This window comes from Streptomyces sp. NBC_00466, from assembly GCF_041433995.1.
GTDB lineage: Bacteria > Actinomycetota > Actinomycetes > Streptomycetales > Streptomycetaceae > Streptomyces.
Map to the genome: position 1 here is coordinate 4,482,490 of NZ_CP107896.1, position 26,608 is coordinate 4,509,097.

Below are 26,608 nucleotides of genomic sequence, written 5' to 3' on the forward strand. Positions count from 1 at the left end.
CATCTTCTTCTGTACTTTTTTGCTGCTTCGGCGGGAGGCTGGGAGGTACGGTGCGGATTTCGCGGTTGCTGCGACGCGCGGGTGTGTCCAGTGCGTACATGGAGGCGGCGTCCATGGCCGGGGTGGCGGTCTGTATCGGGTTCTGGATGCGCGCCAAGGGCTACGACCAGGATGAGCGGGGCAACGCGGAGCGACGGGCGCTTTTCGTCGGTCTCTGGCCCGCCACGCTGTGGCTCATGAGCCAGTCCATCAGCGCAATCGAGCGAATCGAGCAGACCGGCCGGACCGGGCAGTCCCGTTGAGGGGCGCCGATGCTGCGTGAAAGGCGACTCCACGGTGAGGACGCCGCCTCGGCGCTGCGTTCCCTGAAAGGCCGTACGGTCAACTACGCCCTCCCGCCCGGCCGTACGCCCGCGCGGGAGGAGGGCTGGCACGTCGACTCGCTCCGCCGGCCGCTCGCCCGTGAGCGGCCGGGCGACCCGGAGCCGGGCGGGGCCTGGGACATCGCCTGCCGGCTCGTGCGCGACTACCAGTTCCCCGCACCTGGCATCCTCCGTGCGCTCTACCGCCGCGACGACGCGCTGCTCGGGCGGAACATCCTGCTGGAGGGGCGCTTCCTCGGCCTCCGCTTCGACATGGGGGTCAGGATCACGTCGGTCACCGACGACCTGCGCGGTACGGGGGACACCGCGCAGCGGGTCTGGGGCTGGGGCTACCAGACGCTCGACGGACATCTGGAGGAGGGAGAACTGCTCTACCAGGTCATCAAGTACCCGCACACGGGGGCTGTCGAGTTCCTGATCACCGGCTACTCCCGGCGGGCGGCAATCCGTAACCCGGTCGTCCGCGCGGGCTTCGTCCTGTTCGGCCGTATGACTCAGTGCCGCTTCTACCGTGCCAGCGCGGACCGGCTCCACGACCTCACCTGCGCCGAACTCCGGGGCGCCCCACCGGCGGACCCTCAGCCCTCCCCGGCGGGCAGGGGTCTCGTCGTTGTCCCGAGCGGCTCGGAGGCCGTCCGGCCATAGCGGCGCAGAGGCCGTGGCGGGAATCGAACCCGCGTGCTGTGTCTTTCGGGGGGCGACCCCCGTGCCCCCAGCCCGAATGATCGGGGCAGAGGGGGCTCGGTATGTACGCAGAGGCCGTGGCGGGAATCGAACCCGCGTAACTCGCTTTGCAGGCGAGCCCCTCAACCACTCGGGCACACGGCCACGTCACCGGAACCGCTCCGTTCGTCCGCCCGGAACCGATCCAGTACGCCGACCGTAGGCTCCCCCGCGCCACCGCCTCAAGGCCGCGGGCGGTCCCGCAACGTGACTGCCACACCCCGTTCACGGTCGTACGACCAACGGACCAGACCGGCCCCACCCTCCGACAGGGTCCATCCGGCAGTTCGCCCCTTACTGTGGACCCATGACCGCCCTGGAACCCCGCGACGCCGAGGTCGCAGCCCCCGACCTGCCCGACGGCACTTCCACCCCCGCGGCCGGCGGGATCCTCGGCAGCGCGCACCGGGCGCTCAGCATCGGCATCGTCACCGTCGTCCTGCTCATCGCCTTCGAGGCGACCGCGGTCGGCACCGCGATGCCCGTCGCCGCCCGGGAGTTGCACGGGGTCGCGCTCTACGCCTTCGCGTTCTCCGCGTACTTCACCACCTCGCTCTTCGCGATGGTCCTCTCCGGCCAGTGGGCCGACCGGAACGGGCCGCTGCGGCCCCTCGCCACCGGCATCGCCGCCTTCGCGGCCGGACTGCTGCTCTCCGGTACGGCGTCCTCGATGTGGATCTTCGTGGCCGGTCGCGCGGTGCAGGGTCTCGGCGGCGGGCTGGTCATCGTCGCGCTGTACGTCGTCGTCAGCCGCGCCTACCCGGAGCGGCTGCGGCCCTCGATCATGGCGGCCTTCGCCGCGAGCTGGGTGATCCCCTCCGTGGTCGGCCCGCTCGCGGCCGGCACGGTCACCGAACACCTCGGCTGGCGCTGGGTCTTCATCGCCATCCCGGTCCTGGTGGTGCCGCCGCTCGCCCTCGCGCTGCCCGCGATCCGCCGGAAGGCGGCGGGCCCGGCCGACCCCTCCGTACCGCCGCCCGCCTTCGACCGGCGGCGCATCCGCCTCGCGCTCGGGATCTCGGTGGGGGCCGGGCTGCTCCAGTACGCGGGCCAGGACCTGCGGTGGCTTTCGCTGGTCCCGGCCGTGGCGGGCGCGGCGCTGCTGGTCCCCGCGGTGCTCGGGCTGCTGCCGCGCGGCACCTGCCGGGCGGCGCGCGGGCTGCCTTCCGTGGTGCTGCTGCGAGGGGTCGCCGCGGGGTCGTTCATCGCCGCCGAGAGCTTCGTACCGCTGATGCTGGTCACCCAGCGCGGACTCTCGCCGACGCTGGCCGGGCTCTCACTGGCGGCCGGCGGCGGGACCTGGGCGCTCGGCTCGTTCGTACAGTCCCGGCCGCGCATGGAGCCGTACCGGCAGCGGCTGATGGTCATCGGCATGATCCTCGTGGCGGCGGCCATCCTGACCGCGCCGAGTGTCCTGATCCATTCCGTCCCGGCCTGGACGGTCGCGGTGGCGTGGGCGTTCGGCTGCTACGGCATGGGCACGGTCATCGCGTCGACGAGCGTGATGATGCTGAAGCTGTCGGCCCCGGAGGAGGCGGGCGCGAACTCGGCCGCCCTCCAGATGTCCGACGGCCTCTCGAACGTCCTGATGCTCGCGGCAGGCGGCGCGGCCTTCGCGGCGCTGGGCGGGGGAGCGGTGGGCGCCCTGCACGACGGGGCGTCGGCACCGCACCCGGCGGCGTTCGCGGCGGTGTTCCTGCCGATGGCGGCGGTGGCGCTGGCGGGGGCCTGGGTGGCTACGCGGGTGCGGACAAGGGTGGAGTGACACCGAGTGGTACCACGTAGTACCATCCAGCACATGGCTGGACTGAATCTGCGTTTCACCGACGAAGAGCTCGACATGCTGCGTGAGCGTGCGGCAGCAGAAGGCCGCAGCATGCAGGTCTTCGCGCACGATGCCGTCATCGCTGCCATGAACGAGCATTCCCGGCTCTTCAATGAGGCAGCCGACCACGTTCTCGCGGCAAGTACCGAGCTGAACCGCCGGCTCGCCTGATGCACTACCTGACTCTCCCCGAGTTGCTGAATCTCGCGCAGCGGCTGGGGGCGGACGAGGTGCGCGACTACGGTCTGCTCGACTCCGCCCTGGCCCGTCCGCAGTCGAGCGTCTTCGGGCAGGACGCGTATCCCGATGTCTGGCACAAGGCCGCCGCGCTGATGGAGTCGCTGGCCCGTAATCACGCACTGGTCGACGGTAATAGGCGCATTGCGTGGTACGCGACCTGGGTGTTCCTCCATATGAACGGGCATCCCCTGGACGCTGGATTCGATGTGGACGAAGCGGAGCGGTTCGTGCTGGATGTCTGTCAGGGCCTGCTCGACGTGCCCAAGATCGCTGGGCAGCTGCCCGGCTTCGCCGCGCGCTGAGCCACGCCACGGCTGACCCCGGTAGGGTGGCCCGGTTGTCGTACCGCCGCCCCGTGCACCTCTGAGATCCGACGGAGACCGTGACTACTACCGCCTCCCACCACCTCTCACCCGCCTTCCCCGGCCGCGCCCCCTGGGGCACCGCCAGCAAGCTGCGTGCCTGGCAGGAAGGCGCCCTGGAGCGTTACCTCCATGAGCAGCCCCGTGACTTCCTCGCGGTCGCGACCCCCGGCGCAGGGAAGACCACCTTCGCGCTGACCCTCGCGTCCTGGCTGCTGCACCACCACGTCGTGCAGCAGATCACCGTCGTCGCGCCGACGGAGCATCTGAAGAAGCAGTGGGCGGAGGCCGCGGCCCGGATAGGGATCAAGCTCGACCCGGACTACAGCGCGGGCCCCCTGAGCAAGGAGTACGACGGCATCGCGGTCACCTACGCCGGTGTCGGCGTGCGCCCGATGCTGCACCGCAACCGCTGCGAGCAGCGCAAGACCCTCGTGATCCTGGACGAGATCCACCACGCGGGCGACAGCAAGTCCTGGGGCGAGGCGTGCCAGGAGGCGTTCGACCCGGCGACCCGGCGGCTCGCGCTGACCGGTACGCCGTTCCGCTCGGACACCAATCCGATCCCCTTCGTCGCGTACGAGGAGGGCAACGACGGTATCCGGCGCTCCTCCGCCGACTACACGTACGGCTACGGCAACGCGCTCGCCGACGGCGTCGTCCGCCCCGTGATCTTCCTCAGCTACAGCGGCAACATGCGCTGGCGCACCAAGGCCGGCGACGAGATCGCCGCCCGGCTCGGCGAACCGATGACCAAGGACGCGATCGGCCAGGCCTGGCGCACCGCGCTCGCGCCGACCGGTGAGTGGATCCCGAACGTGCTGCGCGCCGCCGACCAGCGCCTCACCGAGGTCCGCAAGGGCATCCCGGACGCCGGCGGTCTGGTCATCGCCTCCGACCAGGACACCGCCCGCGAGTACGCGAAGATCCTCCGGAAGATCACCGGTGACCGGCCGGCCGTCGTGCTCTCCGACGAGAAGGCCGCGTCGAAGAAGATCGACCAGTTCGCCGCCGACGAGTCCCGCTGGATGGTCGCGGTCCGGATGGTGTCGGAAGGCGTCGACGTACCGCGCCTCGCCGTCGGCGTGTACGCCACCACCATCTCGACACCGCTCTTCTTCGCCCAGGCCGTGGGGCGTTTCGTACGCTCCCGCAGGCGCGGCGAGACCGCTTCCGTCTTCGTGCCGACGATTCCGATGCTCCTCGACTTCGCGAACGAGATGGAGGTCGAACGGGACCACGTACTCGACAAACCCAAGAAGGGCAGCGACGAGGAGAACCCGTTCGCGGAGGAGGACAAGCTCCTCGCCGACGCGGAGAAGCTGGAGGACGAGGAGACCGAGGAGCAACTGCCCTTCGAGGCACTGGAATCCGACGCGGTCTTCGACCGGGTGCTGTACGACGGCGCTGAGTTCGGGATGCAGGCGCACCCGGGCAGCGAGGAGGAGCAGGACTACCTCGGTATCCCCGGCCTGCTGGAACCGGACCAGGTGCAGCTGCTGCTCCAGAAGCGGCAGACCCGGCAGATCGCGCACAGCCGCCAGAAGCCGGCCGAGGAGGCCGACCTCCTGGAGAAGGCCGCCGAAGCGCGCCCGGTCGTCACGCACAAGCAGCTGCTGGAACTGCGCAAGCAGCTCAACACGATGGTCTCGGCCTACACCCACCAGAGCGGCAAACCGCACGGGGTGATCCACACGGAGCTGCGCCGCACCTGCGGGGGCCCGCCGAGCGCGGAGGCCACGGCAGGCCAGCTGAAGGAACGCATCGCGAAGGTCCAGGAGTGGGCCACGCGGATGCGGTGACGCGCGGGCGCACCGTCTGCGCCGCACGCCGGGCCGACGCCGTGACAGGCGCCGCCCGGCGGGTGGGCGCCGTGGCCTCGCTGCCGTTCGGATGCCGCTGCTGGAACCGGATCAGGCAGGGCTGTCCCCCGGCCGCCAAGTAGCTTCTTGACTCTCACACTGTGTCAGGCGGTCAGCTCGGAGACACCATGTTCACCATCGGAGACTTCGCCCGGCATGGCCGCGTCTCGGTCCGGATGCTGCGTCACTACGACGCAACCGGACTGCTGCGACCGGCTCACGTCGACCCCGTCAGCAGCTATCGCTACTACACCGCCACCCAGCTCGCCCGCCTCAACCGGATCGTCGCGCTCAAGGACCTCGGATTCACTCTCCAGCAGGTCCAGGACATCGTGGACGAGAAGGTCGGCCTTGAGGAACTGCGCGGCATGCTGCGGCTGCGACAGGCCGAACTGGAGACCGCAATGGCTGCCGCAGGAGCACGGCTGATCCAGGTCGAGGCGAGGCTCCGAGCGATCGAGAGCGAGGGGCACATGCCCACGAACGACGTTGTCATCAAGAGCGTCCCTTCCGTCCGGGTGGCGGAACTGACCGCGACCGCCGCGAGTTTCGAGCCCGAGGACATCGGCCCGGTCATCGGGCCGCTCTACGACGAGCTGTTCCGGTGCCTGGGGTCGGCGGGTATCACCCCCGCGGGCCCCGGCGTCGCGTACTACGAGGACGCTCCGGAGGGCGGAGGCAGGATCAGCGTCCACGCCGCCGTCCAGGTCTCCGCCCCTCTCCAGGACGGCGCCTTCCGGATCCTCGATCTGCCGTCCCTCGACCAGGCAGCGACCATCGTGCACCGCGGTTCGATGGACACCGTGCTCCCCACCGCTCAGGCCCTGGCCCGCTGGATCGACGCCAACCATCACCAGTCGACCGGATACCCCCGCGAGATCAACCTGGAGTGCCCGGAAAATCGTGACGACTGGGTGACGGAACTGCAGGCACCGGTGGCATGAGGTTCCGCTGCCAACCGCAACAGGCGGTCGGCGCGGAAGTGGCCCGGGAGTTGAAGGTAAAAGGTCGGCATAAAGAGATTGAAGGTAAAGGCACGAGATCCGGTCGCGAACTTCGACCTTTTCGCTATAAACGGGGCAAGCCTCGCACCGACTGCCCGGATTCTGGACTTACCCTTCCGCTGAGCGGACCAGCTCGCTACTGTCCCGGCAACGCATACGCCCCGTGGCAGAGCCGCCGCGGAGCGCATCCGGTGCCCTGGCCTGCCGGCGGCCGCTGCGCGCGCGTCGCCGACGGGAACCGGCGTCGTGACGTCCGTGGTGAGCCGCCGCGACTACCACGTAAGGAGTGGGCGTCGTGACCGCCGAGACTTCTCAGACGCTCGACAGGGGACTCCGCGTCCTCAAGCTGCTTGCAGACACCGACCACGGCCTGACCGTCACCGAATTGTCCAACAAACTCGGGGTCAACCGCACCGTGGTCTACCGACTGCTCGCCACATTGGAACAGCACACCCTGGTCCGCCGCGACCTGGGGGGCCGTGCCCGGGTCGGGCTCGGTGTGCTGCGCCTGGGCCGCCAGGTGCACCCGCTCGTCAGGGAAGCGGCGCTGCCCGCGCTCCGCTCGCTCGCCGAGGACATCGGCGCGACGGCGCACCTCACCCTTGTCGACGGTTCGGACGCGCTCGCCGTCGCGGTGGTCGAACCGACGTGGACGGACTACCACGTGGCGTACCGGGCGGGCTTCCGGCACCCGCTGGACCGGGGTGCGGCCGGGCGCGCGATCCTCGCGTCCCGGCAGGGGCTGCCCGACGGGCCCGGCTACACGCTCACCCACGGCGAACTGGAGGCGGGCGCGAGTGGCGCCGCCGCGCCGCTGGTCGGGGTGACCGGGGTGGAGGGGAGCGTGGGCGTGGTGATGCTCGCCGACTCCATACCGGAGCGGGTGGGGCCGCGCGTGGTCGACGCGGCGCGGGAGGTCGCGGAGGCGCTGCGGTGACACGGCCGCGGTGATTCGGCCGCGGTGAGGTGCGGGTGCCCGCCCCCCCCAGTGCCGGGCGGGCCTGATTTGCCCCGCCCGGTAGATTGGCTCCGTGCTCCTCCGCAATCCGCGCTCCCGTGTCCTCGCCGTCTGTGGCGTTCTGGTGCTTGCCCTGTTCGGTACGGCCGCCTTCGCGCCGCTGCCGTTCTCGGTGGCGCAGCCGGGGCTGACCGCCAATGTGCTCGGCGACAACAAGGGGCAGCCCGTGATCAGCATCACAGGCGCAGCCGTACGGAAGACGTCCGGCCAGTTGCGGATGGTGACCATCGAGGCGACCGGTCCTTCCACCGACGTGGATCTGGGGCAGGCGGTCGACGGCTGGTTCCGTACCGACCGGGCGGTCATGCCGCGCGACGCCGTCTACCCGGGCGGCGGCAGCGACGCCCAGATCGAGAAGCACAACCTCGCCGAGATGAAGGGCTCGCAGGACTCCGCGACCGAGGCCGCGCTCTCCTACCTCGGCGACAGCTCCGACAAGGTCAAAGTGACCCTGCACCTCGCGGACGTCGGCGGACCCAGCGCCGGGCTGCTCTTCTCGCTCGGCATCGTCGACAAGCTGGACGGTGACGGTGCGGGCGGCGACCTCACCGGCGGCCGGAACATCGCCGGTACGGGCACGATCGACGCCTCCGGGAAGGTCGGCGCGGTCGGGGGAGTGGCGCTGAAGACGCAGTCCGCCGCCCGGGACGGGGCCTCCGTCTTCCTCGTGCCGAAGGCCGAGTGCTCGGACGCCAAGTCCGGGCTTCCGCACGGGCTGCGGCTGATCCCGGTCACCACGCTCAAGGGCACTGTGTCGATCCTGCAGACCCTGCAGAAGGGCGGCTCGGTCCCCAGCTGCTGACCGGGCCGGAGCGCTGTTGACCGGGCCAGGGGTGTTGACCGCCCCGGGTTCCTGTTCCTGCCGGTTCAGGTTCCGGTCCTGCCCGCTTCACCCTTCGGGGCCCCTTCCCCGGCTCGCCTGCTCCACCAGCGGGATGATCCGCAGAGGGACAGGGTTTTCCATGACGATCGCCGTAGAGGCGCGCACGATGCCATCGAAACCCACCACCAGGTCGATCACCCGTTGGAGGTCCGCGTTCGACCGGGCCACCAGACGGCAGAGCATGTCGCCGTGGCCGGTCGTGGTGTGCAGTTCGAGCACCTCGGGCACCCCGTCCAAGTGCGCCCGCACATCGGCGCCTTGCCCCTGTTTGATCTCCAGCGTCGCGAAGGCGGTCACCGGATAGCCGAGGGCGGCCGGGTCGACATCGGGGCCGAACCCCCGGATTACTCCATGCGACTGGAGCCGGTCGAGCCGCGCCTGTACGGTCCCGCGCGCCACGCCGAGCCGCCGTGACGCCTCCAGCACCCCGATCCGGGGCTCACGGGCCAGCAGCACGATCAGCCGGCCGTCCAGTGCGTCGATGCTCACGCTTCACTCCCGCCGTTGGCGGATGCCACCGTTCTGTGGTCACCCTGTACAGATGGACCGCTCATCCTGGTCCCGCACTGCACAGATTGCCCAGCGAAGCGGCAAACTATTGCGCACCTTGCGATACGGCGGGACGCTTCCCCCATGACTGAGACCACCCAGCACACCCCGGACACCGCGCGTGAGGCCGATCCCTTCCCGGTGAAGGGAATGGACGCGGTCGTCTTCGCCGTCGGCAACGCCAAGCAGGCCGCGCACTACTACGCGACCGCCTTCGGCATGAAGCTCGTCGCCTACTCCGGACCGGAGAACGGCACCCGGGAGACCGCGAGTTACGTCCTGACGAACGGCTCCGCCCGCTTCGTGTTCACCTCCGTCATCAAGCCCGCGACCGACCACGGCCGCTTCCTCGCCGGCCATGTCGCCGAGCACGGCGACGGCGTGGTGGACCTCGCCATCGAGGTACCGGACGCCCGCGCCGCGTACGCCTACGCGACCGCGCACGGCGCCACCGGCCTCCAGGAGCCGTACGAGGTCAAGGACGACCACGGCACGGTGGTCCTGGCGGCCATCGCCACGTACGGCACCACCCGCCACACCCTGGTCGAGCGCACCGGGTACGACGGCCCGTACCTGCCCGGTTACGTCGCTGCCGACCCGATCGTCGAGCCGCCCTCCCGGCGCACGTTCCAGGCCATCGACCACTGCGTCGGCAACGTCGAACTCGGCAAGATGAACGAGTGGGTCGCCTTCTACAACAAGGTCATGGGCTTCACCAACATGAAGGAGTTCGTGGGCGACGACATCGCCACCGAGTACTCCGCCCTGATGTCGAAGGTCGTCGCCGACGGCACGCTGAAGGTGAAGTTCCCGATCAACGAGCCGGCGGTCGCGAAGAAGAAGTCGCAGATCGATGAGTACCTGGAGTTCTACGGCGGTGCGGGCGTCCAGCACATCGCGCTGGCGACGAACGACATCGTCGCCTCGGTCCGCGCCATGCGGGCGGCTGGCGTCCAGTTCCTGGACACGCCCGACTCGTACTACGACACGCTGGGGGAGTGGGCGGGCGAGACCCGCGTCCCCGTCGAGACCCTCCGACAGGAGAAGATCCTCGTCGACCGCGACGAGGACGGCTATCTGCTGCAGATCTTCACCAAGCCGGTCCAGGACCGGCCGACGGTCTTCTTCGAGATGATCGAGCGGCACGGGTCGATGGGCTTCGGCAAGGGGAACTTCAAGGCGCTGTTCGAGGCGATCGAGCGGGAGCAGGAGCGGCGCGGAAACCTGTAGCGACGGGGGCGGGAGCAGCGACGCTGCTCCCGCCCACCACCGGCCGCATCAACGTTCGTCTTCCTCTTCCTCTTCCTCTTCCTCTTCGTCGTCTTCTTCTTCGTATCCCTCTTCTTCGCCCTCCTCGCCGTCTTCGTCCTCGTACTCCTCGTCACCCTCTTCCTCTTCGTCCTCGTCCTCTTCTTCGTCCGTACCGTCGCCCTGGTCCTCGTCGTCCTCCAGGCCCTCTTCGTGGCTGCGGACGACCTCCCCGTCGCGGATCTCGCCGCGCCAGCCTTCTACCTCTTCGTCGTCCCCGGTGAGGGTGACGTATCGCTGGAAGTGCTTGAGGTCCAGCCGCAGCCGGCGTCCTTGCGCGCGCCAGATGTTGCCGGTCTTCTCGAAGAAGCCGGACGGGGTGTACTCGACGACAGCGATGACACGCGTCAGGCTCGGGCCCAGCTCGTGGAAGGTGATGGCGCCCTGGGTCGTCCCCCTGGCGCCCTCGGACGTCCAGACGATGCGGTCGTCCGGCACCTGCTCCTGGACCGTGGCTTTCCAACTGCGGTGGGAGAAGGCGACCTTGAGCTTCCAGTCGCTCTCGATCTCGTCCGATGCCTTCACGCTGGTGACACCCTTGGTGAAGGAGCTGAACTCCTCGATCTCGGTCCATCGGTCGTACACGGTGCGCAAGGGCTTCCCGATGTCGATGGCCTCGATGATATTGGTGACCTTGACGGTCCCGGCTTTGGCGTCACCGCCGCCGAAAGCGCTCTTCACCGTGTCCACGGCTTTGTCCTTCATTTCGCCGGCCTTCTCGCCCACGAATGCCTTGACCGGGCTCTCACCGCCCATGACCCGTTTCCCGATGCCGAGGATGCTCCCGCCGCCGTCTCCGGCGGAATCTTCCAGACCCTCTGCCAGATCCGAGAGTTTCCCCGTGGCCGAATCCACCAACCGCTGCCCCTGGGCGCCGAGATAGGCGGAAAGCTCGTCCTTGACCTTGTCGAGAGCGGACGGGCTCTTGTCCGCTGCGTCGTCCTCCTGCTTGGCCATGAGAGCTACCTCCTTCGGCTGTTACGGCTCGAAGCCTTCTCGGCGGCAGCCTTCTTCGGCGGACTCTTCTTGGCCGCTGTCTTCTTCGCTGCTGCCTTCTTTGCCGGCTTCTTCTTGTCAGGCGGGGGTGCGGACTTCTTGGCCGGTGCCTTCTTGGCCGGTGCCTTTTTGGCTGGCTTCTTCTCTGCCGGCTTCTTCTTGGCGGGCCTCTTTTGGGCGGGCGCCTGCTCCTCGTCCTCAGGCTCTTCCTCTTCCTCAGGTGCGCCCTCGTCTTCCTCGTCTTCCTCGTATTCCTCGTCTTCTTGGTCTTCCTCTTCCTCTTCACCTTCATCCGGCGGTTCCAGCAGAGCGCTGGTCCGTTGCTGGAGTGCCCCGGCGAGGGCTTCGAGGCGGCGGTTGGCCGTTGCCGACAGCGCGGTGCGTCCCGCGTCGAGGACTTCGCCACGTGCTTGCTCTATCACCGGTGCGACCTGCGGGTTCTCCGCGAGCTTGCGTACGCAGAAGGCGGCGAGTTCCCGTGGGCTCAGCGGTAGTTGCTGGCCGGCCACGAAGGAGGCGACGCCGAGCGCCAGCTTCCCCTTCCTGGTCCGTCCCAGTACGTATCCGGCTGCGACAGCGGCAGCGAGAGAAACTTTCGTACTGCTTTCCATGAGTGCCCCTCAGAGCGAGAGAAAAGCGGTCCGGACACGCCCCGGCGGGGCCGGGCGCCCGTCTCCTTCTCCGGCACGGGTCAGCGGACCCGTGCGCCGCCGCCCTCCTCTTCTTCGCCCTCGTCCTCGTCCGCTCCGGCCAGATGGACGTCGAGCACCTTGATGTTGATCTCGACGACTTCCAGACCCGTCATCGTCTCCACCGCGTCCGTGACCCGGCTGCGTATGTCCTTGGCCGCGTCCGCGATGGGTTCCCCGTACTCCACGATGACTTCCAGGTCGATCGCGGCCTGCGTCTCGCCGACCTCGACCTTGATTCCCCTGCCCGGCGACGCCGACCTGGATACCCGGTCGCGAACCGATCCCAGGGCCCGTGAAGTGCTGCCGCCCACGGCGTAGATTCCGTCGGTCTCGCGTACGGCGATACCCGCGATGGTCGCGACGACCGTGTCGGCGATGATGGTGGTGCCCCGCGTGCCGGGGCCTGTGGTGCTTTCGGTGCTGGCCATCGGAGATCCTCCAGTGCGAGAAGGTTTCTTTCGGCGAGCGGCACCAGGATGCTCAGCGGAGGTCGGCCCCCGGCTGTTCCACGCATCGTGGTGCGCATCTCTCCTTCCAATGTCCTCCCGCCTCCGGCACGCCGCCATTCGTGTGGTTCTCGACGAGCCGATCCTGGCGCGGACCAGCGATGCAGCAGGTGGTCATACGCGGAAATGCGGCGGCCGAAAGGCGCCGCTCCGGCCCGGTTACCAGCCGTTCGGGCCACCCGGAATGCGGGGACGCCGGGCGGTCCACAGAATGACGGACATGTCAGAGCAGAAATCCCGGCAGACCAGGACTTCCCGGTCCGCCGGCACCTCCCCGGGAAAGAAGCGCGTCAAGGGCGCGGAAGAGGCCGCCGAGCGCGCCTGCGGGAGTCTGAACAGGCTGATCAACCACCGTACTGAAGGCGTTTCCGCTGTCTCACGGACCGAGGGCGGCTGGCATGTCGACGTGGATGTGCTGGAGCTCCCGCGCATTCCGGATACGACCAGCATTCTCGCTACGTACGAAGTGGATCTCGATGAAGGAGGCTCCCTGGTGCAGTATCGCCGGGTCCGTCGCTACCGCCGCGGTCAGGCGGACACATGAGCGCCCGCGGCCCCTACGGAGATACGGTCCTTCCCTTGACGACATACAGCGAGGAGGTCGTCCGCGTCCCGCGCGCCGGCAGCCTCTACGACGTCCTGGAACTCATCCTCGACCGCGGCATGGTCATCGACATCTTCGTGCGTGTATCGCTGGTCGGCATCGAGATCCTGAAGATCGACGCCCGGATCGTGGTCGCCAGCGTCGACACCTATCTGCGGTTCGCCGAGGCGTGCAACAGGCTCGACCTGGAGCACGACGCGACCAGCAGAACGGTCCCCGAGCTCTTCGGCGGCGGCAGCATGACCAAGAGCGCCGGCAAGGCAGGCGCGAAGAAGGCCGCGCGCTCCGTGGGCGAGAAGGTGAAGAAGGCCGTCGGCGCCGGCGATGACGACGGTGATGACGAGGAGCGGGAGGAAGTCCCGCGCCGCCGCAAGGCATCCCATTCCAAGAGCAGCAGCGGCGGACGTACGCGCCGTCATGAGGAGGAGAGCTGACCGATGGCCGCATCAGGCATCTATGTGTACGGCATCGTGGGCAGCTCACACCTGCTCCCCGCCGGTGCCAGTGGCGTCGGCGAACCGCCCGCCGTAGTCCGGCTGCTGCCGGCCGGGGACCTCGCCGTCGTGGTCAGCGAGACGTACCCGGGGCTCAGGGCCCGGCGACGCGATCTGCTGGCACACCAGGAACTGCTCCTGGCGCTGGCCGAGACCGGGCCTGTGCTGCCGATGCGCTTCGGGATGGTCGCACCGGACGAGGCCACGGTGCTGGCTGACGTCGCCGCGCGCCGGAACGAGCACGCCGCGGTGCTGGAACGGCTGGGCGGCCGCGTCGAGATGAACGTGAAGATCACGCCGGTGCAGGACGGTCTGGCGGCGCTGGTCCGGGAGGACCCCGTGGTCCGGAAGATCCGCGAGGAAACCCGTCGCAGCCCCGGTTACGAGGCCAACATCCGGCTGGGCGAAGCGGTGGCGGCCGGTCTCCGTCGCCGGGCCGCGGTGGCCGCGGCCCGGCTGCCGGTCGAGTTCGCGGAGATCGCCGACGACATGTGTCCGGGGCCGGAGGTCGAGGGCTGTGTCCTCAACGCCTCGTTCCTCGTCCCGCGGGACGGCGAAGCACTCTTCCGCACTGTCGCCGAGCGGTTCGCCGCAGCGCACCCGGACCGCCTCGAACTGCGGGTGACCGGGCCGCTGCCCTGCTACAGCTTCGTAGGCCGGGTACCCGCCCCGGCCAGGGTCTGACATGGGCCTGCTCTCAGGTGTCCTGCTCCTTCCGCTGGCGCCGGTACGCGGCGTGGTCTGGATCTCCGACCGGCTCATCGACGCGGCCGAGCAGGAACTCCACGACCCCGGGGTGATCCGGGCCCAGCTCGCCGAACTCAACCGATGCCTGGACGACGGTGAGATCGGCCTGGCGCAGTTCGAACGCGAGGAGGAGCGGTTGCTGGACCTTCTCGACCGGAAGCAGCCGACCGCACCCGCCGGTATCCACGCGACGCCGGGAGCGCGGGGATGAACGACACCGCAAGGGCCGCGTGGACCGGGCCGGGAGCCGGGGGGAACACCGTGACGGAAGTCGACAGTTGGCAATCGGAGCCCACGTCGCACGCACCCGCGACGGCCAACCTGGCCGAGATCCTCGAACGCGTGCTGGACAAGGGCATCGTCATCGCGGGCGACATCAAGATCGATCTGCTCGACATCGAACTCCTGACCATCCGGCTGCGCCTGTTCATCTCGTCCGTGGAGACGGCGAAGAAGGCCGGCATCGACTGGTGGGAGACCGACCCCGCCCTCTCCTCCCGCGCGGCGCACAACGCTCTGGCCGAGGAGAACAAGCAGTTGCGTGAACGCCTCGACGTGCTGGAGGGCGACGGCGCCGGGGAGTCCGGGAAGCCGAGGGAAGTACGCCGCCGATGACACTCACTTCGCACCAGCCGCCCAGCCCGGCTGACGGCAGCGGGGCCCTGGCCACCTACGTCTTCGCGGTCTGCGGGCCGGACCGTCCCGCCCGTCTCGACCCCGCCCAGGGACACACCGGGGGCGGGCCGCTGCGCTTCCTGCCCGTCGGCCCGCTGCGCGCCGTGGTCCAGGACGTACCGGCGGACGCCTTCTCGGAGGCCGCCCTGCGCGAGCGGCTCACCGATCCCGCCGAGCTCGAACGCTGTGCGCGGACCCACCACGACGTGGTCACCGCCGTCGCCGACGCAGGCCCCACTGTGCCGCTTCCCCTGGCGACGCTCTATCTCGGGGACGAGCGCGCCGCCGCCGCACTCGGCGCGAGCCGGGAACGCTTCCGGACGGTGCTCGACCACATCGCGGGACGCGTCGAATGGGCCGTCAAGGTCTACCTCGCACAACCCGGTTCAGGCACCGGCCCGGCCGCGCCCTCAGGGCCGCCACCGGAAGTGGGCCCCGGGCAGGAGCGCGAAACGGGCCGCGCCTACCTGAACCGTCTGCGCGGCGCCCGGCAACAGCGCGAATCGCGCCAGGAGAGCGCACTGTCCGCAGCCGAACAGGTCGACAGCGCCGTAGGTGCGCTGGCGGTCGGCTCGGTACGGCGCAGGCCGCACGGCCCGGAAGCCACGGGCCGAGGACGCACCCAGATCATGAACGCCGCCTATCTGATCGCCGAGGAGAGAGGCGGCCAACTGGCGCGCACCATCGGGCGGCTCCGCTCCGCCCCCGGTTCCGACGGCATCGAGATCGAGATCTCGGGCCCGTGGGCCCCCTACTCGTTCACCGACCACTCGTTCACCGACGGAGGCGTCGATGCCGGGCACCCGTAACCCCGTCCCGTGGGAGGGCCCGGAGGCCATCGCACCCATCGGTGTCCCCCTGGTCGACCTCCTCGACAGAGTGCTCGGCACCGGCGTCGTCATCAGCGGAGACCTGGTGATCGCCATCGCGGACGTCCCGCTGGTCCGGCTCTCCCTGCACGCCCTGCTGGCATCCGTGAGCGAACGGGTCCCCGCACCGTGGGCCGACAGTGGGCCGCTGTGAGCGACACCCGGGTCGACATCGACCCCGAGAGCGCGGGCCGCGATCTGGCCTCGCTCGTTCTGACCGTGGTCGAACTGCTCAGACAGCTGGTCGAGCGCCAGGCGATCCGCCGGTTCGACAGCGGCGAGCTCACCGAGGAGCAGGAGGAGCGGGTGGGCACCACCCTGATGCTCCTCGACGAGCGGATGACGGAACTCTGCGCACAGCACGGTCTGCGCCGCGAGGACCTCAACCTGGACCTCGGACCGCTCGGCACCCTGCTCTCCCACGAGTCCCGTTGACCCGGGTCCCGTTGACCGGCCACCCCCGGATCGGCCCTCTCCGTACCCGCTGAGCTCCGCCCCTTCCCAGCAGCCGTCCGCCGGTGCCAGGCTGGGATCATGAATGATCTGCTCGAACGCCTGCGCACCGGACTCCCGGCCGAAGCCCTGATCAGCGACCCGGACGTGATGGCCTCGTACGCCAGGGACACCGCCGGTTTCTGCGACGCCGGGGCCCCCGCCGCCGTCGTCCTGCCGCGCACCACCGAGCAGGTCCAGCACATCATGCGCACCGCGACAGCCCTCCGTACGCCCGTCGTCCCGCAGGGCGCCCGCACCGGCCTCTCCGGCGCGGCCAACGCCGTCGACGGCTGCATCGTGCTGTCCCTCACCAAGATGGACCGGATCCTGGAGATCAGCCCCGTCGACCGGATCGCCGTCGTCGAACCGGGCGTCGTCAACGCCGTGCTCTCCCGGGCCGCCGCCGACCAGGGGCTGTACTACCCGCCGGACCCCTCCAGCTGGGAAACCTGCACCATCGGCGGGAACATCGGCACGGCGGCCGGCGGCCTGTGCTGTGTGAAGTACGGGGTGACAGCCGAGTACGTACTCGGCCTGGAGGTCGTGCTCGCCGACGGGCGGCTCCTGACCACCGGCCGCCGCACCGCCAAGGGCGTCGCCGGGTACGACCTGACCCGGCTCTTCGTCGGCTCCGAGGGCAGCCTCGGGGTGGTCGTGAAGGCCGTGCTCGCACTGAAGCCCGCCCCGCCGCGCCAGCTCGCCCTGGCCGCCGAGTTCTCATCGGCCGCTGCCGCCTGCGACGCGATCTGCGCGATCATGGAGCGCGGTCACACGCCCTCACTCCTCGAACTCATGGACCGTACGACCATCCGCGCGGTCAACGCGATGGCGCAGATGGGCCTCCCGGAAACCACGGAAGCTCTGCTGCTCGCCGCGTTCGACACCGCGGATCCCGCGGCCGACCTGGCGGCGGTCGGCGAGCTGTGCGCGGCGGCCGGCGCCACCGAGATCGTGCCCGCCGAGGACGAGGCCGAGTCCGAACTGCTCCTCCAGGCCCGCAGGCTGTCGCTCACCGCGCTGGAGACGGTCAAGTCCGCGACGATGATCGACGACGTGTGCGTACCGCGTTCGAAGCTCGGCGCCATGCTCGAAGGCACCGCCGCCATCGCCGAGAAGCACGACCTCACCATCGGCGTCTGCGCCCACGCAGGCGACGGCAACACGCACCCCGTCGTCTGCTTCGACCACGCCGACCCCGAGGAGTCGCGGCGGGCGCGTGAGTCCTTCGACGAGATCATGGCGCTCGGGCTGGAGCTGGGCGGCACGATCACCGGCGAACACGGCGTGGGCGTACTCAAGAAGGAGTGGCTGGCGCGCGAACTGGGGCCGGTGGGCGTCGAGATGCAGCGCGGTGTCAAGCAGGCCTTCGACCCGCTGGGCCTGCTCAACCCGGGCAAACTCTTCTGAGATCCCCCCGCCCCGGTACGTCCTGTGGTCACCGGCCCTCGCCGTGGTCACCGGCCGTCGTCGTCTGACTCGTCGCTGGGCCAGGGGTCGCGCATCCACAGATCGTCCGCGGGCAGCGGGGTGAGCAGCGCTGCCAGGCCGTCGTCGATGGCCAGATGCGTGCTCTCCGAGCCGGGCGGCACGGCCCGCAGGGTCCGCTCCAGCCAGGCGGAGACCTGAGCGGTCGGCGCCTCGAGGAGGGCGTTGCCGTCGGGTGAGGAGAGCGCGATACAGACGACGCTCTTCGTGTTCACCTTGGTGGGCCAGATCCGTACGTCGCCGTGGCCGCAGGGCCTGAACACCCCCTCGACCATCAGTTCACGGGCGAACGACCAGTTCACCGGGGTGTCCGAGCAGATGTGGAAACTGACGTGCACGGCGTAGGGGTCGGCCGTGCTGTAGGAAAGCCGGGCCGGGACAGGGATGCTGCGCTCGGGCGACAGCACCAGCTTGAGCTCCAGTTCACGTTCCACCACGGTGTTCATGGCGTGGGGTTCCTCTCCTTGTACCTACGCCCAACGGCGGGCCGTACAGGGTGAGAGCACCCTGCCCGGCATTCATTACGCGGGTTTCGAGGATGATTTGGCGATGACCGGAAAGTGGTCGATGCGACAGGACCGGTCCGTGGCCCCACGGCGGTCTGATAGATGTGGAGCCTTGAATTGCGGCTCTCAAGGAGATACGGGACCACGGTGATGAGCGCCCCAACCCCGGCAACCGGCGACGGCAGCCCCACGCCTGGCTACTACCCAGATCCATCGATTCCCGGATATGTGCGGTATTGGAACGGTGCTTCCTGGGTACCGGGCACGAGCCGTCCGGCCCCCGCCGACGACAGCCAGGCCCTGCCGGTACCCCCGGGCGGCGCGGCAGCCGTGCCCGCCGCACCGCTGCCCGCCGTGCGCAGACCGGCCGAGGCGCCCACGGTGCCGCAGGCCGAGGAGACCGGGCCGGTCTTCTTCGACGAGGAGCCGGAGTACGACAGCCGGCAGGAACCCGCGTCCGTCTGGCAGGCCGACGCCTCCCGCCAGGGCGGCTTCGGCGGCGAGCGCGACCGCCGGGTCTCCTGGGGCGGCCCGGACCCCCGTACACCGGCCGAGGCCCCGGCTCGGCCGGCCGACGCCGCGCAGCCCGAGCCCGGCCGCCCGGTCCCCGAGCCGCGCCGGGCCGAGCTGCCCGCAGGACCGGAGGCCTCCCGGCCCGCCCTCCCCACCGGCCGTCAGGCCCCGCCGCCGGACGGCACGGTCACCCTGCGCGCACTGCGCCCGGGAAACGGGTCGGGAAGCGGCACAGGTGCGGGCGCTGGTGCGGGCGGCGACTCGGGCCGTACGAGCAGGACGGACGGCACCATGTCCATCCGCGCCGTACGCCCGGAGCCTCAGCAGCCTCAGCCATCCGCACTGCCACAACAGCCGGTGCAGCCCCAACAGCCCCAGCAATCCCAGCAGTCCGCACCGCAGCAACAACCCGTGCAGCCCCAGCAGCCCCAGCCGCAGTTCCAGCCTCCGCCGCACCTCCCGCAGCAGGGCCAGCCACAACCTGCCCAGTCGCAACCCCAGCAGCCGTATCCGGAAGCGGGCAGCCCGCAGGCCCCTTCCTGGCCGCAGCAGGTGCAGCAGCTCGCCAGGGCCGGCGAAGGGACCGACCAGGAGCGGCTGCCGCCGTGGAAGCCTCCGGTCGAGGACCTGTTCCAGGCTGCCGCCCGCGCCCAGGCATCCGCCCGTCCGGCGAGCATCGGCAAGCGGTTCGTCGCCCGGCTGATCGACACCGCCGTGCTGGGCGCGGTGGCCGGCGCGGTCGCCGTTCCGTTCCTGACGAAGGCCGCCGACCACATCACCAGCAAGATCGACGAGGCCAAGCTCTCCGGGACCACCGTCACGGTCTGGCTGCTCGACGGGACCACGGCCGGCTGTCTGGCGGCCGCCATCGGGGCGTTCCTGGTCCTGGGGCTGCTGTACGAGGCCCTGCCGACCGCCAAGTGGGGCCGCACCCTCGGCAAGAAGCTCTGCCGGGTCCAGGTCCGCGACATGGAGTCCTACGAGCCGCCGTCCTTCCGCGGTGCGGCCGTCCGATGGCTGCTGTACGGGGTGCTCGGCATGCTGGTGGTGGGCGTCGTCAACGTCCTCTGGTGTCTCTTCGACCGGCCCTGGCGGCAGTGTCTGCACGACAAGGCCGCCCGGACGTTCGTGGCAGCGGGCTGACGCGGCCTCACTCGTACGGTCCTGACCGGATGCGGGGCCCCGCCGGGCGCGGTCGACTCGGGCCATGAGCACCGATCAGCCGCCGCCCGGACAGCCCCCCGAGGACGACCCCTTCCTCAAGAAGCCGCGGGGCGAATCGCCGCCGTCCCCGCCGGGCGGCGGCAACCCGTACGACAGCGCGCCGCCCCCGCCGCCGCCCCCGCCCCCGGGTGGCGGCGATCCGTACGGTGGCAGCACACCCCCGCCGTACGATCCGAACGCCTACGGCAGCGGCAGCGCGTACGGCGGTGAACAGCCGCTCGCCGGGATGCCGCCCCTCGCGCCCAGCGGCAAGCGGGTGCTGGCCCGCATCATCGACATCCTGATCGTCGCCGTGGTCGTCTGGCTGGTCTCACTGATCTTCGGCGGGCTGCGGTACAACACGGACCACATGAACTACGGCCGGTCGCTCGGCCAGAGCGTGATCGCGGCAGTCCTCTACGTCGGCTACGACACGCTCATGACGGTCAAGCGCAACGGACAGACCGTGGGCAAGGGGCTGTTCAACCTGCGGGCCGCCAATCTGAGCGACGGCACGACCCCGACCACGCAGGCGGCCCTCGTCAGGGCGGCGGTGCTGTGGCTGCCCGCGGTGTTCTGCTGCGCCTGTGTGTGGACCGCGATCTGCGGTGGCTGGAGCTTCTTCGACAAGCCGTACAAGCAGGGGCTGCACGACAAGGCGGCGAAGACCGTGGTGGTGGTCACGGCACCGTCGTAGCCCGCAGCGCGGCTCCGTGCGCCAGGGTCTCCGTACAACCGGGACTCCGTACACCCGGGTCTTCGTACGACCGCAGCTCCGTACCACCGCAGCTCCGTACGCCTGCGGTGGTTCAGCCGCGCAGTGAGTGGCCGCCGACCCGTTCGGCAGCGGTGGCCCGGCTGGGCTGAGCGGATACCCGCAGGTCCGATGGTGTGGCTGTGGCGTCGGCGGCGGCGGTGCGGCGCGCACCGGATTCCTCGCCTCCGGCCAGTGCGGCCTGGCGGGCCGATTTCGGCATGGGCACGGTCACCGCGACCAGGAGACCGAGGACCAGCGCCGCCACGACGATGACCCCGACTCCGACGCCCGATGAGGTGCGCGAGAGCAGCAGCATCGCGAGGGTCGAGAAGACGACGGTGGCCGAACCATACGAGAGCTGTGCGGCAGTCGGACGCGGCATGGCGATATCCGTCCTAGGGACAGCGGTGGGTGGTCGACTCGGCGGAGCATGTCGGTACATACGTCGAGCGGCACGTACGTCGAGCGCGACTCTAATCCGACGGATGCCCGAGCGGAACCATTAGTAAGCGTCGCCTAACCCGCAGTGCCGGTGCACGGGGGGCGCACGGAGTCACGCACGCAACCCTCCGGCCGGACCGACGCGCCTGTTGACCCTCCGTGAGGTTCCCCGCAGAGCATCGGACTCGGCTGTGCGGCTGCTGTGAGCCGTCCGGATATCGGAAACGACGCTCTACATAATGCAGTTGCTATGTTCAAGTCAAGATCTGTCTTTTCTCTTGCACCTCCGGTCGAATGTCGTCACTTGCGACGCGTTCGGGGAGGACAGCACCAAGTGGATATCAAGAGACGGGCAACGACCCGGGTGGCCGCAGTGCTCGTGGCCATCGCCGCGACCACCGCCACCGCTTCGGCGTACGCCACCGCCCAGGCCGACACCAAGGCCCCTGCGGGCAGCGCGACTTCGAAGAAGATCGATCGCCGTGACCCGGCGACGCAGCTCAAGGGCCAGAAGCACAATCTGGACGGCCCGTTCAGCAAGCAGCAGAACAAGGAACGTCAGTCGGCGCTGCAACAGGTCATATCCGGCCACAAGAAGGTGCAGTCGCACGGCGGTTCCAAGGTGGTGCGCCTCGACGACAAGAAGTACGTCGAGCTCGGCCGCGAGAAGACCGACAAGATATTCACGATCCTGGTGCAGTTCGGCGACACGGTCGACAACACCACCATGTACGACCCGGACGGCCCCGACGGGCCGAAGCCGCCGGTGAAGAAGTACGGCGGCACGCCCGGCCCGGCGCACAACAAGATCGCCCAGCCGGACCGCAAGAAGGACAACAGCACCGCCTGGCAGGCGGACTACAACCGCCAGCACTTCCAGGACCTCTACTTCGGTACCGGCAAGGGCAAGGACTCGCTCAAGTCGTACTACGAGAAGACCTCGTCCGGCCGCTACTCCGTCGACGGCGAGGTCGCCGACTGGGTCACCGTCCCGTACAACGAGGCCCGTTACGGCTCCAACTACTGCGGCTCCAGCATCTGCGCCAACGCCGGTGACCTGGTCCGTGACGGCGTCACCGCGTGGGCCAATGCCCAGAAGGCGGCCGGCAAGACCGACGCCGAGATCAAGGCGACCCTGGCCAGTTACGACCAGTGGGACCGCTACGACTACGACGGCGACGGCAACTTCAACGAGCCCGACGGCTACATCGACCACTTCCAGATCGTGCACGCCGGCGAGGACGAGTCCGCCGGCGGCGGTGCCGAGGGCGCCGACGCGCTCTGGGCGCACCGCTCCTACGTGTACGGCACGGACACCGGCAAGACGGGCCCGGCCGACAACAAGTCCGGCGGCACGCCGATCGGCGACACCGGCATCTGGGTCGGCGACTACACCATGCAGCCCGAGAACGGCGGCCTCGGTGTCTTCGCCCACGAGTACGCCCACGACCTGGGGCTGCCGGACGAGTACGACACCACCAACACCGCTGAGAACGGTGTGGGGTTCTGGTCGCTGATGTCGGCGGGCTCCTGGCTGAGCACCGGTGACAACGCCATCGGCAACAAGCCCGGGGACATGTCCGCGTGGGACAAGCTCCAACTGGGCTGGCTCGACTACGACACGGCCAAGGCCGCGAAGAAGTCGGCCCACAAGCTCGGCGTCTCGGAGTACAACACCAAGAACAAGCAGGCGCTGGTCGTCTCACTGCCGGACAAGCCTGTCACCACGACGATCACCAAACCGGCCGAGGGCAGCAAGCAGTGGTGGAGCGGGATGGGTGACGACCTCTCCAACACCCTGACCCGTTCGGTCGACCTGACCGGCAAGTCCAAGGCCTCGCTGGACCTTTCGGGCTGGTGGGACATCGAGAAGGACTACGACTTCCTCTACGCCGAGGTCTCGACGGACGGCGGCGCCAACTGGACCGCCATCGACGGCAAGGCCGACGGTGCGCAGATCCCGCGCGACGGCGGCGACAAGCCCGCGCTGACCGGCTCGTCCACCGCGTACAAGACCCTGTCGTACCCGCTGGACGCCTACGCGGGCAAGAAGATCGGTCTGCGCTTCCGCTACTCGTCCGACGGCGGTGTCTCGGGCAAGGGCTTCGCGGCCGACACGATCTCGGTGAACGCCGACGGTGCCCCGCTCTTCACGGACAACGCCGAGGCGGACGATGCGGGCTGGACCGCGAAGGGCTTCTCGCGCATCGGTGAGTCCTTCACCAAGGACTACCCGCAGTACTACATCGCGGAGAACCGCCAGTACGTGTCGTACGACCGGACGTTGAAGACGGGTCCGTACAACTTCGGCTTCTCGAAGACCCGTCCGGACTGGGTGGAGTACTACCCGTACCAGCGCGGCCTGATGATCTGGCAGTGGGACACCTCGCAGCCGGACAACAACGTCAGCGCCCACCCGGGCCAGGGCCTGATCCTGCCGGTCGACTCGCACGCCAAGCCGCTGAAGTGGGCGGACGGCACGGTCATGCGGAACAAGATCCAGCCTTTCGACGCGCCGTTCAGCCGGTACCCGACGGCCGGGTTCACGCTGCACAGCGCGGATGTCGCCACGCGGGTCCTGCCGCAGCTCGGCCGGCCGGTTTTCGATGATCACCAGGGTACGTACTGGTACAAGGACAATGAGACCGGAAGCGTCAAGGTAACTGACACCAACACCCGGATCTCGATCGTCCATCAGCCGCTGGACGGCTCGACGATCACGGTTCAGGTCGGCGCCTCGCACCACTGAGTCGCATTTCCGCAGGTCAGAGCATGATCGGCCGTCGCCCTCTAGCGGGCGGCGGCCGATCGTGTTTAGGTGCCTCTTGCACAGTCCTTATTGACACAACGTCTCACGGGGGAGATGAACGGTATGCCTGGTGGCGGATTCAGCAGACTTCCGAACGGCAGCGTGGTGGTCGCACTCACCCTGCCGAGCCCGGACCGGATGACCCATGTCCGGATCCTCGTCCACGCCGTGAACCGAGCGCGCGCCCTGACCCGGGTGCGCAATCTGGGGATGCGGGCGGTGTATCTGCGCGGTAACACGCAGCCACCGACGCCGGACGAGATCACGGCCGTCCTGCACCATCCGGACGGGCTGCTGTGGCGCGCGGCGCCACAGGAGGAGGCGGAGCTCTGGCATCCGATCAGAGCGCTGCTGGGCGAAGGCGTCTGAGGTATCCGAGGCATCCGGGCCGGTGCCGGGGAGGGGCGGGTGAGGGAGCGGCGGGAGCCGGTGCTCAGGCCGCCCGGGCCGCCCGGGCCGCCCCGGGAAGGTCCTACACGACCGGCTTGCCGGTCAGCTCCACGCCGGCGGCCCGCATCTCCTCCAGCGCCCGGTCCGTCGTCGCCTCGGCCACCCCGGCCGTCAGGTCCAGCAGCACATGCGTCCCGAACCCGGCCCGCACCGCGTCGAGCGCCGTCGCCCGGACGCAGTGGTCCGTGGCGATACCGACCACGTCGACCTCCTCGACCTCGCGGCCCCGCAGCCAGTCGGCCAGCGGTACGCCGTTCTCGTCGAGGCCCTCGAAACCGCTGTACGCCGCCGCGTAGGCACCCTTGTCGAAGACGGCGCTGATCGCACCGGACGCCACGGCGGGTGCGAAGTTCGGGTGGAACCCCACGCCCTCCGTACCGGCGACGCAGTGCGGCGGCCAGGAGCGGACGTAGTCCGGGTTCCGGGAGAAGTGGTTGCCCGGGTTCACATGGTGGTCACGGGTGGCCACCACATGCCGGTAGCAGGCCGTGGACTGGCCGATCAGATCGGTGACGGCGGCGGCGACATCGGCGCCCCCCTCGACGGCGAGGCTTCCGCCTTCGCAGAAGTCGTTCTGCACATCGACGACGATCAGGGCGCGGTGCATGGCGGAATCCTTGTCCTGGGGGGAGAAGGGGTGGCGGAAGGACGGCGTGCGCCGGTGCGGGAGGGTGCCCCGGCAGCCGTTCCATTCCCGCTCACCTGTGGTTCATGCGTACGGGACGGGTCTGTGCGTACGGGACGGGTCCGTGCGTACGGGGCGGGTCTCCGCATACGGGACGGACCGTACCGGCCGGACTGCTCAGATGTACTCGGTGGGGATGACCGGCTCGCCCCGGGAGAGCTGAAAGGCCGACATGGGCAGGGTCGCCCGGACGGCCAGATGGCGCTCGCGCACCGTGTCCAGCGATTCACGCTCGACGATCTCGCCGCCCTCGATCAGCTTCACCAGGAGCTCCCGGTCCTTCAGCTCCGGCGGAACCTGGCCGGTGCCGATCACCTCGGCCGCGGCGATCCCGTCGGCGTCGGTCCTGCGCGCCGCCCACTTGCGGCCGCCGCGCGACGTCTTGGCGCCCAGTGACTTCTTCGCCACCGGCTGGAGCGGGGCCTGCGGGTCGGCGGACGTGGCACGGGCCACCAGCTTGTAGACCATGGAGCAGGTGGGGTGCCCGCTGCCGGTGACGAGCTGGGTGCCGACCCCGTACGCGTCGACGGGCGCCGCGGCCAGCGAGGCGATGGCGTACTCGTCCAGGTCGGACGTGACCACGATCTTCGTCTCGGTGGCGCCCATCGCGTCCAGCTGCTGGCGGACCTTGTGCGCGACGAGCAGCAGGTCCCCGGAGTCGATGCGCACCGCGCCGAGACCGGGCCCGGCCACCTCGACGGCGGTACGGACCGCGTCGGCCACGTCGTAGGTGTCGACCAGCAGCGTGGTGTCACCGCCCAGCGAGGCGACCTGGGCGGTGAACGCCTGCCGCTCGTCGTCGTGGAGCAGGGTGAAGGCGTGGGCGCTGGTGCCGACCGTGGGGATGCCGTACCGGAATCCGGCCGCCAGGTCCGACGTGGTGGAGAAACCGCCGACGTAGGCGGCGCGGGCCGACGCGACGGCCGCCAGCTCGTGGGTGCGCCGGGCGCCCATCTCGATCAGCGGCCGGCCGCCGGCCGCCGCGTTCATCCGGGAGGCCGCCGCGGCGATGGCCGAGTCGTGGTTGAGGATCGAGAGGATCACGGTCTCCAGGAGCACGCACTCCGCGAAGGAGCCCTCGACCCGCAGGAGGGGCGAGCCCGGGAAGTACACCTCGCCCTCCGGATAGCCCCAGATGTCGCCGCTGAAGCGGTAGGAGGCGAGCCATTCGGCGGTGGGCCCGTCGACGATCTTCTGCTCGCGCAGGAAGCGGAGCTGGTCCTCGTCGAAGCGGAAGTTCTCGACCGCGTCCAGGACGCGCCCGGTGCCCGCCACGACGCCGTACCGGCGCCCCTCGGGCAGCCGCCGGGTGAAGACCTCGAAGACCGACCTGCGGTCGGCGGTGCCCGCCTTCAGGGCGGCCTGGAGCATCGTGAGCTCGTACTGGTCCGTGAAGAGCGCTGTCGACGGCACATGTACCGGCAGGCCAAGGTCCGCAACGTTCACAACGGTCAACCTCGCACTTTCGTCCGGGCCGGTCCGGCTCCGCCGGCCGGGTCTCCCGGGGCTGTCCCCCGCTCGACC

The 26,608-nt window shown here is 69.7% G+C and carries 31 protein-coding genes and 1 tRNA gene; 23 read left to right on the plus strand and 9 right to left on the minus strand.

The window, feature by feature from the left end; all coding sequences use genetic code 11:
* Positions 1-50: 50 nt before the first annotated feature.
* Positions 51-302, plus strand: coding sequence for a hypothetical protein (locus OG210_RS20045; RefSeq protein ID WP_328327047.1), 252 nt, complete (start codon positions 51-53; stop codon positions 300-302).
* A gap of 9 nt (positions 303-311) precedes the next feature.
* Entirely contained in the window at positions 312-1,028 is a 717-nt protein-coding gene (locus OG210_RS20050) for a DUF1990 family protein (protein WP_328327045.1), read from the plus strand.
* A gap of 111 nt (positions 1,029-1,139) precedes the next feature.
* Here OG210_RS20050 and OG210_RS20055 read toward each other — a convergent pair.
* Positions 1,140-1,211: transfer RNA gene (locus tag OG210_RS20055), tRNA-Cys, on the minus strand.
* A gap of 202 nt (positions 1,212-1,413) precedes the next feature.
* Between OG210_RS20055 and OG210_RS20060 the strand changes: the two genes are divergently transcribed.
* From OG210_RS20060 to OG210_RS20090, 7 genes are all read left to right on the plus strand, one after another.
* Positions 1,414-2,871 (plus strand): MFS transporter, encoded by a 1,458-nt coding sequence (locus OG210_RS20060; protein ID WP_328327043.1) that lies wholly within the window; start codon positions 1,414-1,416, stop codon positions 2,869-2,871.
* Between the two features lie 33 nt (positions 2,872-2,904).
* Positions 2,905-3,102, plus strand: coding sequence for a hypothetical protein (locus OG210_RS20065; protein ID WP_328327041.1), 198 nt, complete (start codon positions 2,905-2,907; stop codon positions 3,100-3,102).
* Positions 3,102-3,473 carry a type II toxin-antitoxin system death-on-curing family toxin gene (locus OG210_RS20070; RefSeq protein WP_371538040.1) on the plus strand — a complete coding sequence of 124 codons (372 nt, stop codon included), beginning with the start codon at positions 3,102-3,104 and terminating at the stop codon, positions 3,471-3,473. Before OG210_RS20065 ends, OG210_RS20070 begins: the two co-directional genes overlap by 1 nt.
* 80 nt (positions 3,474-3,553) lie before the next feature.
* The gene (locus OG210_RS20075; RefSeq protein WP_327297339.1) at positions 3,554-5,335 is read left to right on the plus strand and encodes a DEAD/DEAH box helicase; all 1,782 of its coding nucleotides are present in this window, start codon (positions 3,554-3,556) and stop codon (positions 5,333-5,335) included.
* Between the two features lie 188 nt (positions 5,336-5,523).
* Positions 5,524-6,339, plus strand: a complete 816-nt coding sequence (locus OG210_RS20080) for a MerR family transcriptional regulator (RefSeq protein ID WP_371538043.1) — start codon at positions 5,524-5,526, stop codon at positions 6,337-6,339.
* Between the two features lie 355 nt (positions 6,340-6,694).
* The gene (locus OG210_RS20085) at positions 6,695-7,336 is read left to right on the plus strand and encodes an IclR family transcriptional regulator (protein ID WP_266856555.1); all 642 of its coding nucleotides are present in this window, start codon (positions 6,695-6,697) and stop codon (positions 7,334-7,336) included.
* Positions 7,337-7,430: 94 nt separating this feature from the next.
* The gene (locus tag OG210_RS20090; protein ID WP_328327036.1) at positions 7,431-8,219 is read left to right on the plus strand and encodes a S16 family serine protease; all 789 of its coding nucleotides are present in this window, start codon (positions 7,431-7,433) and stop codon (positions 8,217-8,219) included.
* A gap of 87 nt (positions 8,220-8,306) precedes the next feature.
* Here the strand turns inward: OG210_RS20090 and OG210_RS20095 are convergent, their stop codons facing one another.
* Positions 8,307-8,789 (minus strand): Lrp/AsnC family transcriptional regulator, encoded by a 483-nt coding sequence (locus OG210_RS20095; RefSeq protein WP_328327034.1) that lies wholly within the window; start codon positions 8,787-8,789, stop codon positions 8,307-8,309.
* 144 nt (positions 8,790-8,933) lie between these two features.
* Here OG210_RS20095 and hppD point away from each other — a divergent pair, with 144 nt between their 5' ends.
* Positions 8,934-10,079, plus strand: a complete 1,146-nt coding sequence (hppD, locus tag OG210_RS20100) for a 4-hydroxyphenylpyruvate dioxygenase (protein WP_328327032.1) — start codon at positions 8,934-8,936, stop codon at positions 10,077-10,079.
* Between the two features lie 48 nt (positions 10,080-10,127).
* Here the strand turns inward: hppD and OG210_RS20105 are convergent, their stop codons facing one another.
* From OG210_RS20105 to OG210_RS20115, 3 genes are all read right to left on the minus strand, one after another.
* Positions 10,128-11,114, minus strand: coding sequence for an SRPBCC family protein (locus OG210_RS20105; protein WP_371538048.1), 987 nt, complete (start codon positions 11,112-11,114; stop codon positions 10,128-10,130).
* A gap of 5 nt (positions 11,115-11,119) precedes the next feature.
* Positions 11,120-11,764, minus strand: coding sequence for a hypothetical protein (locus tag OG210_RS20110; protein ID WP_328327028.1), 645 nt, complete (start codon positions 11,762-11,764; stop codon positions 11,120-11,122).
* A gap of 80 nt (positions 11,765-11,844) precedes the next feature.
* A complete protein-coding gene (locus tag OG210_RS20115; RefSeq protein ID WP_328327026.1) occupies positions 11,845-12,273 on the minus strand; it encodes an Asp23/Gls24 family envelope stress response protein in 429 nt (142 codons plus the stop codon).
* Between the two features lie 298 nt (positions 12,274-12,571).
* On the opposite strand from OG210_RS20115, the gene OG210_RS20120 reads away from it, so the two are divergent.
* The 9 genes from OG210_RS20120 to OG210_RS20160 all read left to right on the plus strand — a co-directional run bounded on the left by OG210_RS20120 (position 12,572) and on the right by OG210_RS20160 (position 17,642).
* Positions 12,572-12,895, plus strand: a complete 324-nt coding sequence (locus OG210_RS20120) for a gas vesicle protein (protein ID WP_328327024.1) — start codon at positions 12,572-12,574, stop codon at positions 12,893-12,895.
* A 35-nt stretch (positions 12,896-12,930) separates the two neighbouring features.
* On the plus strand, positions 12,931-13,389 hold the full coding sequence (gene gvpJ / locus OG210_RS20125) for a gas vesicle protein GvpJ (RefSeq protein WP_328327022.1): 459 nt from the start codon (positions 12,931-12,933) through the stop codon (positions 13,387-13,389).
* 3 nt (positions 13,390-13,392) lie between these two features.
* Positions 13,393-14,133, plus strand: a complete 741-nt coding sequence (locus tag OG210_RS20130) for a GvpL/GvpF family gas vesicle protein (RefSeq protein WP_328327020.1) — start codon at positions 13,393-13,395, stop codon at positions 14,131-14,133.
* A 1-nt stretch (position 14,134) separates the two neighbouring features.
* Positions 14,135-14,407 carry a gas vesicle protein GvpG gene (locus OG210_RS20135; protein ID WP_328327018.1) on the plus strand — a complete coding sequence of 91 codons (273 nt, stop codon included), beginning with the start codon at positions 14,135-14,137 and terminating at the stop codon, positions 14,405-14,407.
* A 50-nt stretch (positions 14,408-14,457) separates the two neighbouring features.
* A complete protein-coding gene (locus OG210_RS20140; protein WP_328335441.1) occupies positions 14,458-14,811 on the plus strand; it encodes a gas vesicle protein in 354 nt (117 codons plus the stop codon).
* Positions 14,808-15,680: a GvpL/GvpF family gas vesicle protein gene (locus OG210_RS20145; protein ID WP_328327017.1), complete on the plus strand. Its 873-nt coding sequence runs from the start codon at positions 14,808-14,810 to the stop codon at positions 15,678-15,680. The genes OG210_RS20140 and OG210_RS20145 overlap by 4 nt, the downstream gene beginning before the upstream one ends.
* Complete coding sequence (locus OG210_RS20150) at positions 15,664-15,894, plus strand: gas vesicle protein (RefSeq protein WP_328327016.1); 231 nt, start codon at positions 15,664-15,666, stop codon at positions 15,892-15,894. The genes OG210_RS20145 and OG210_RS20150 overlap by 17 nt, the downstream gene beginning before the upstream one ends.
* Positions 15,891-16,175, plus strand: coding sequence for a gas vesicle protein K (locus OG210_RS20155; RefSeq protein ID WP_328327015.1), 285 nt, complete (start codon positions 15,891-15,893; stop codon positions 16,173-16,175). The genes OG210_RS20150 and OG210_RS20155 overlap by 4 nt, the downstream gene beginning before the upstream one ends.
* Positions 16,176-16,274: 99 nt before the next feature.
* Positions 16,275-17,642: an FAD-binding oxidoreductase gene (locus OG210_RS20160; RefSeq protein ID WP_371538054.1), complete on the plus strand. Its 1,368-nt coding sequence runs from the start codon at positions 16,275-16,277 to the stop codon at positions 17,640-17,642.
* A gap of 47 nt (positions 17,643-17,689) precedes the next feature.
* On the opposite strand, the gene OG210_RS20165 is transcribed toward OG210_RS20160, so the two are convergent.
* Complete coding sequence (locus OG210_RS20165; protein WP_328327012.1) at positions 17,690-18,166, minus strand: SsgA family sporulation/cell division regulator; 477 nt, start codon at positions 18,164-18,166, stop codon at positions 17,690-17,692.
* 210 nt (positions 18,167-18,376) lie between these two features.
* On the opposite strand from OG210_RS20165, the gene OG210_RS20170 reads away from it, so the two are divergent.
* Both OG210_RS20170 and OG210_RS20175 read left to right on the plus strand, forming a co-directional pair.
* Positions 18,377-19,882, plus strand: a complete 1,506-nt coding sequence (locus tag OG210_RS20170; RefSeq protein WP_328327010.1) for an RDD family protein — start codon at positions 18,377-18,379, stop codon at positions 19,880-19,882.
* Positions 19,883-19,946: 64 nt separating this feature from the next.
* The gene (locus OG210_RS20175) at positions 19,947-20,639 is read left to right on the plus strand and encodes an RDD family protein (protein ID WP_328327008.1); all 693 of its coding nucleotides are present in this window, start codon (positions 19,947-19,949) and stop codon (positions 20,637-20,639) included.
* 112 nt (positions 20,640-20,751) lie between these two features.
* Here the strand turns inward: OG210_RS20175 and OG210_RS20180 are convergent, their stop codons facing one another.
* Positions 20,752-21,081 carry a hypothetical protein gene (locus OG210_RS20180; RefSeq protein ID WP_328327007.1) on the minus strand — a complete coding sequence of 110 codons (330 nt, stop codon included), beginning with the start codon at positions 21,079-21,081 and terminating at the stop codon, positions 20,752-20,754.
* A 438-nt stretch (positions 21,082-21,519) separates the two neighbouring features.
* On the opposite strand from OG210_RS20180, the gene OG210_RS20185 reads away from it, so the two are divergent.
* A complete protein-coding gene (locus OG210_RS20185; protein WP_371540389.1) occupies positions 21,520-23,889 on the plus strand; it encodes an immune inhibitor A domain-containing protein in 2,370 nt (789 codons plus the stop codon).
* A 123-nt stretch (positions 23,890-24,012) separates the two neighbouring features.
* Positions 24,013-24,318, plus strand: coding sequence for a hypothetical protein (locus tag OG210_RS20190; RefSeq protein ID WP_328327004.1), 306 nt, complete (start codon positions 24,013-24,015; stop codon positions 24,316-24,318).
* A gap of 103 nt (positions 24,319-24,421) precedes the next feature.
* Here the strand turns inward: OG210_RS20190 and OG210_RS20195 are convergent, their stop codons facing one another.
* Positions 24,422-25,006: an isochorismatase family protein gene (locus OG210_RS20195; protein ID WP_328327002.1), complete on the minus strand. Its 585-nt coding sequence runs from the start codon at positions 25,004-25,006 to the stop codon at positions 24,422-24,424.
* Between the two features lie 195 nt (positions 25,007-25,201).
* On the minus strand, positions 25,202-26,530 hold the full coding sequence (locus OG210_RS20200; protein ID WP_328327000.1) for a nicotinate phosphoribosyltransferase: 1,329 nt from the start codon (positions 26,528-26,530) through the stop codon (positions 25,202-25,204).
* Positions 26,531-26,608 lie beyond the last annotated feature (78 nt).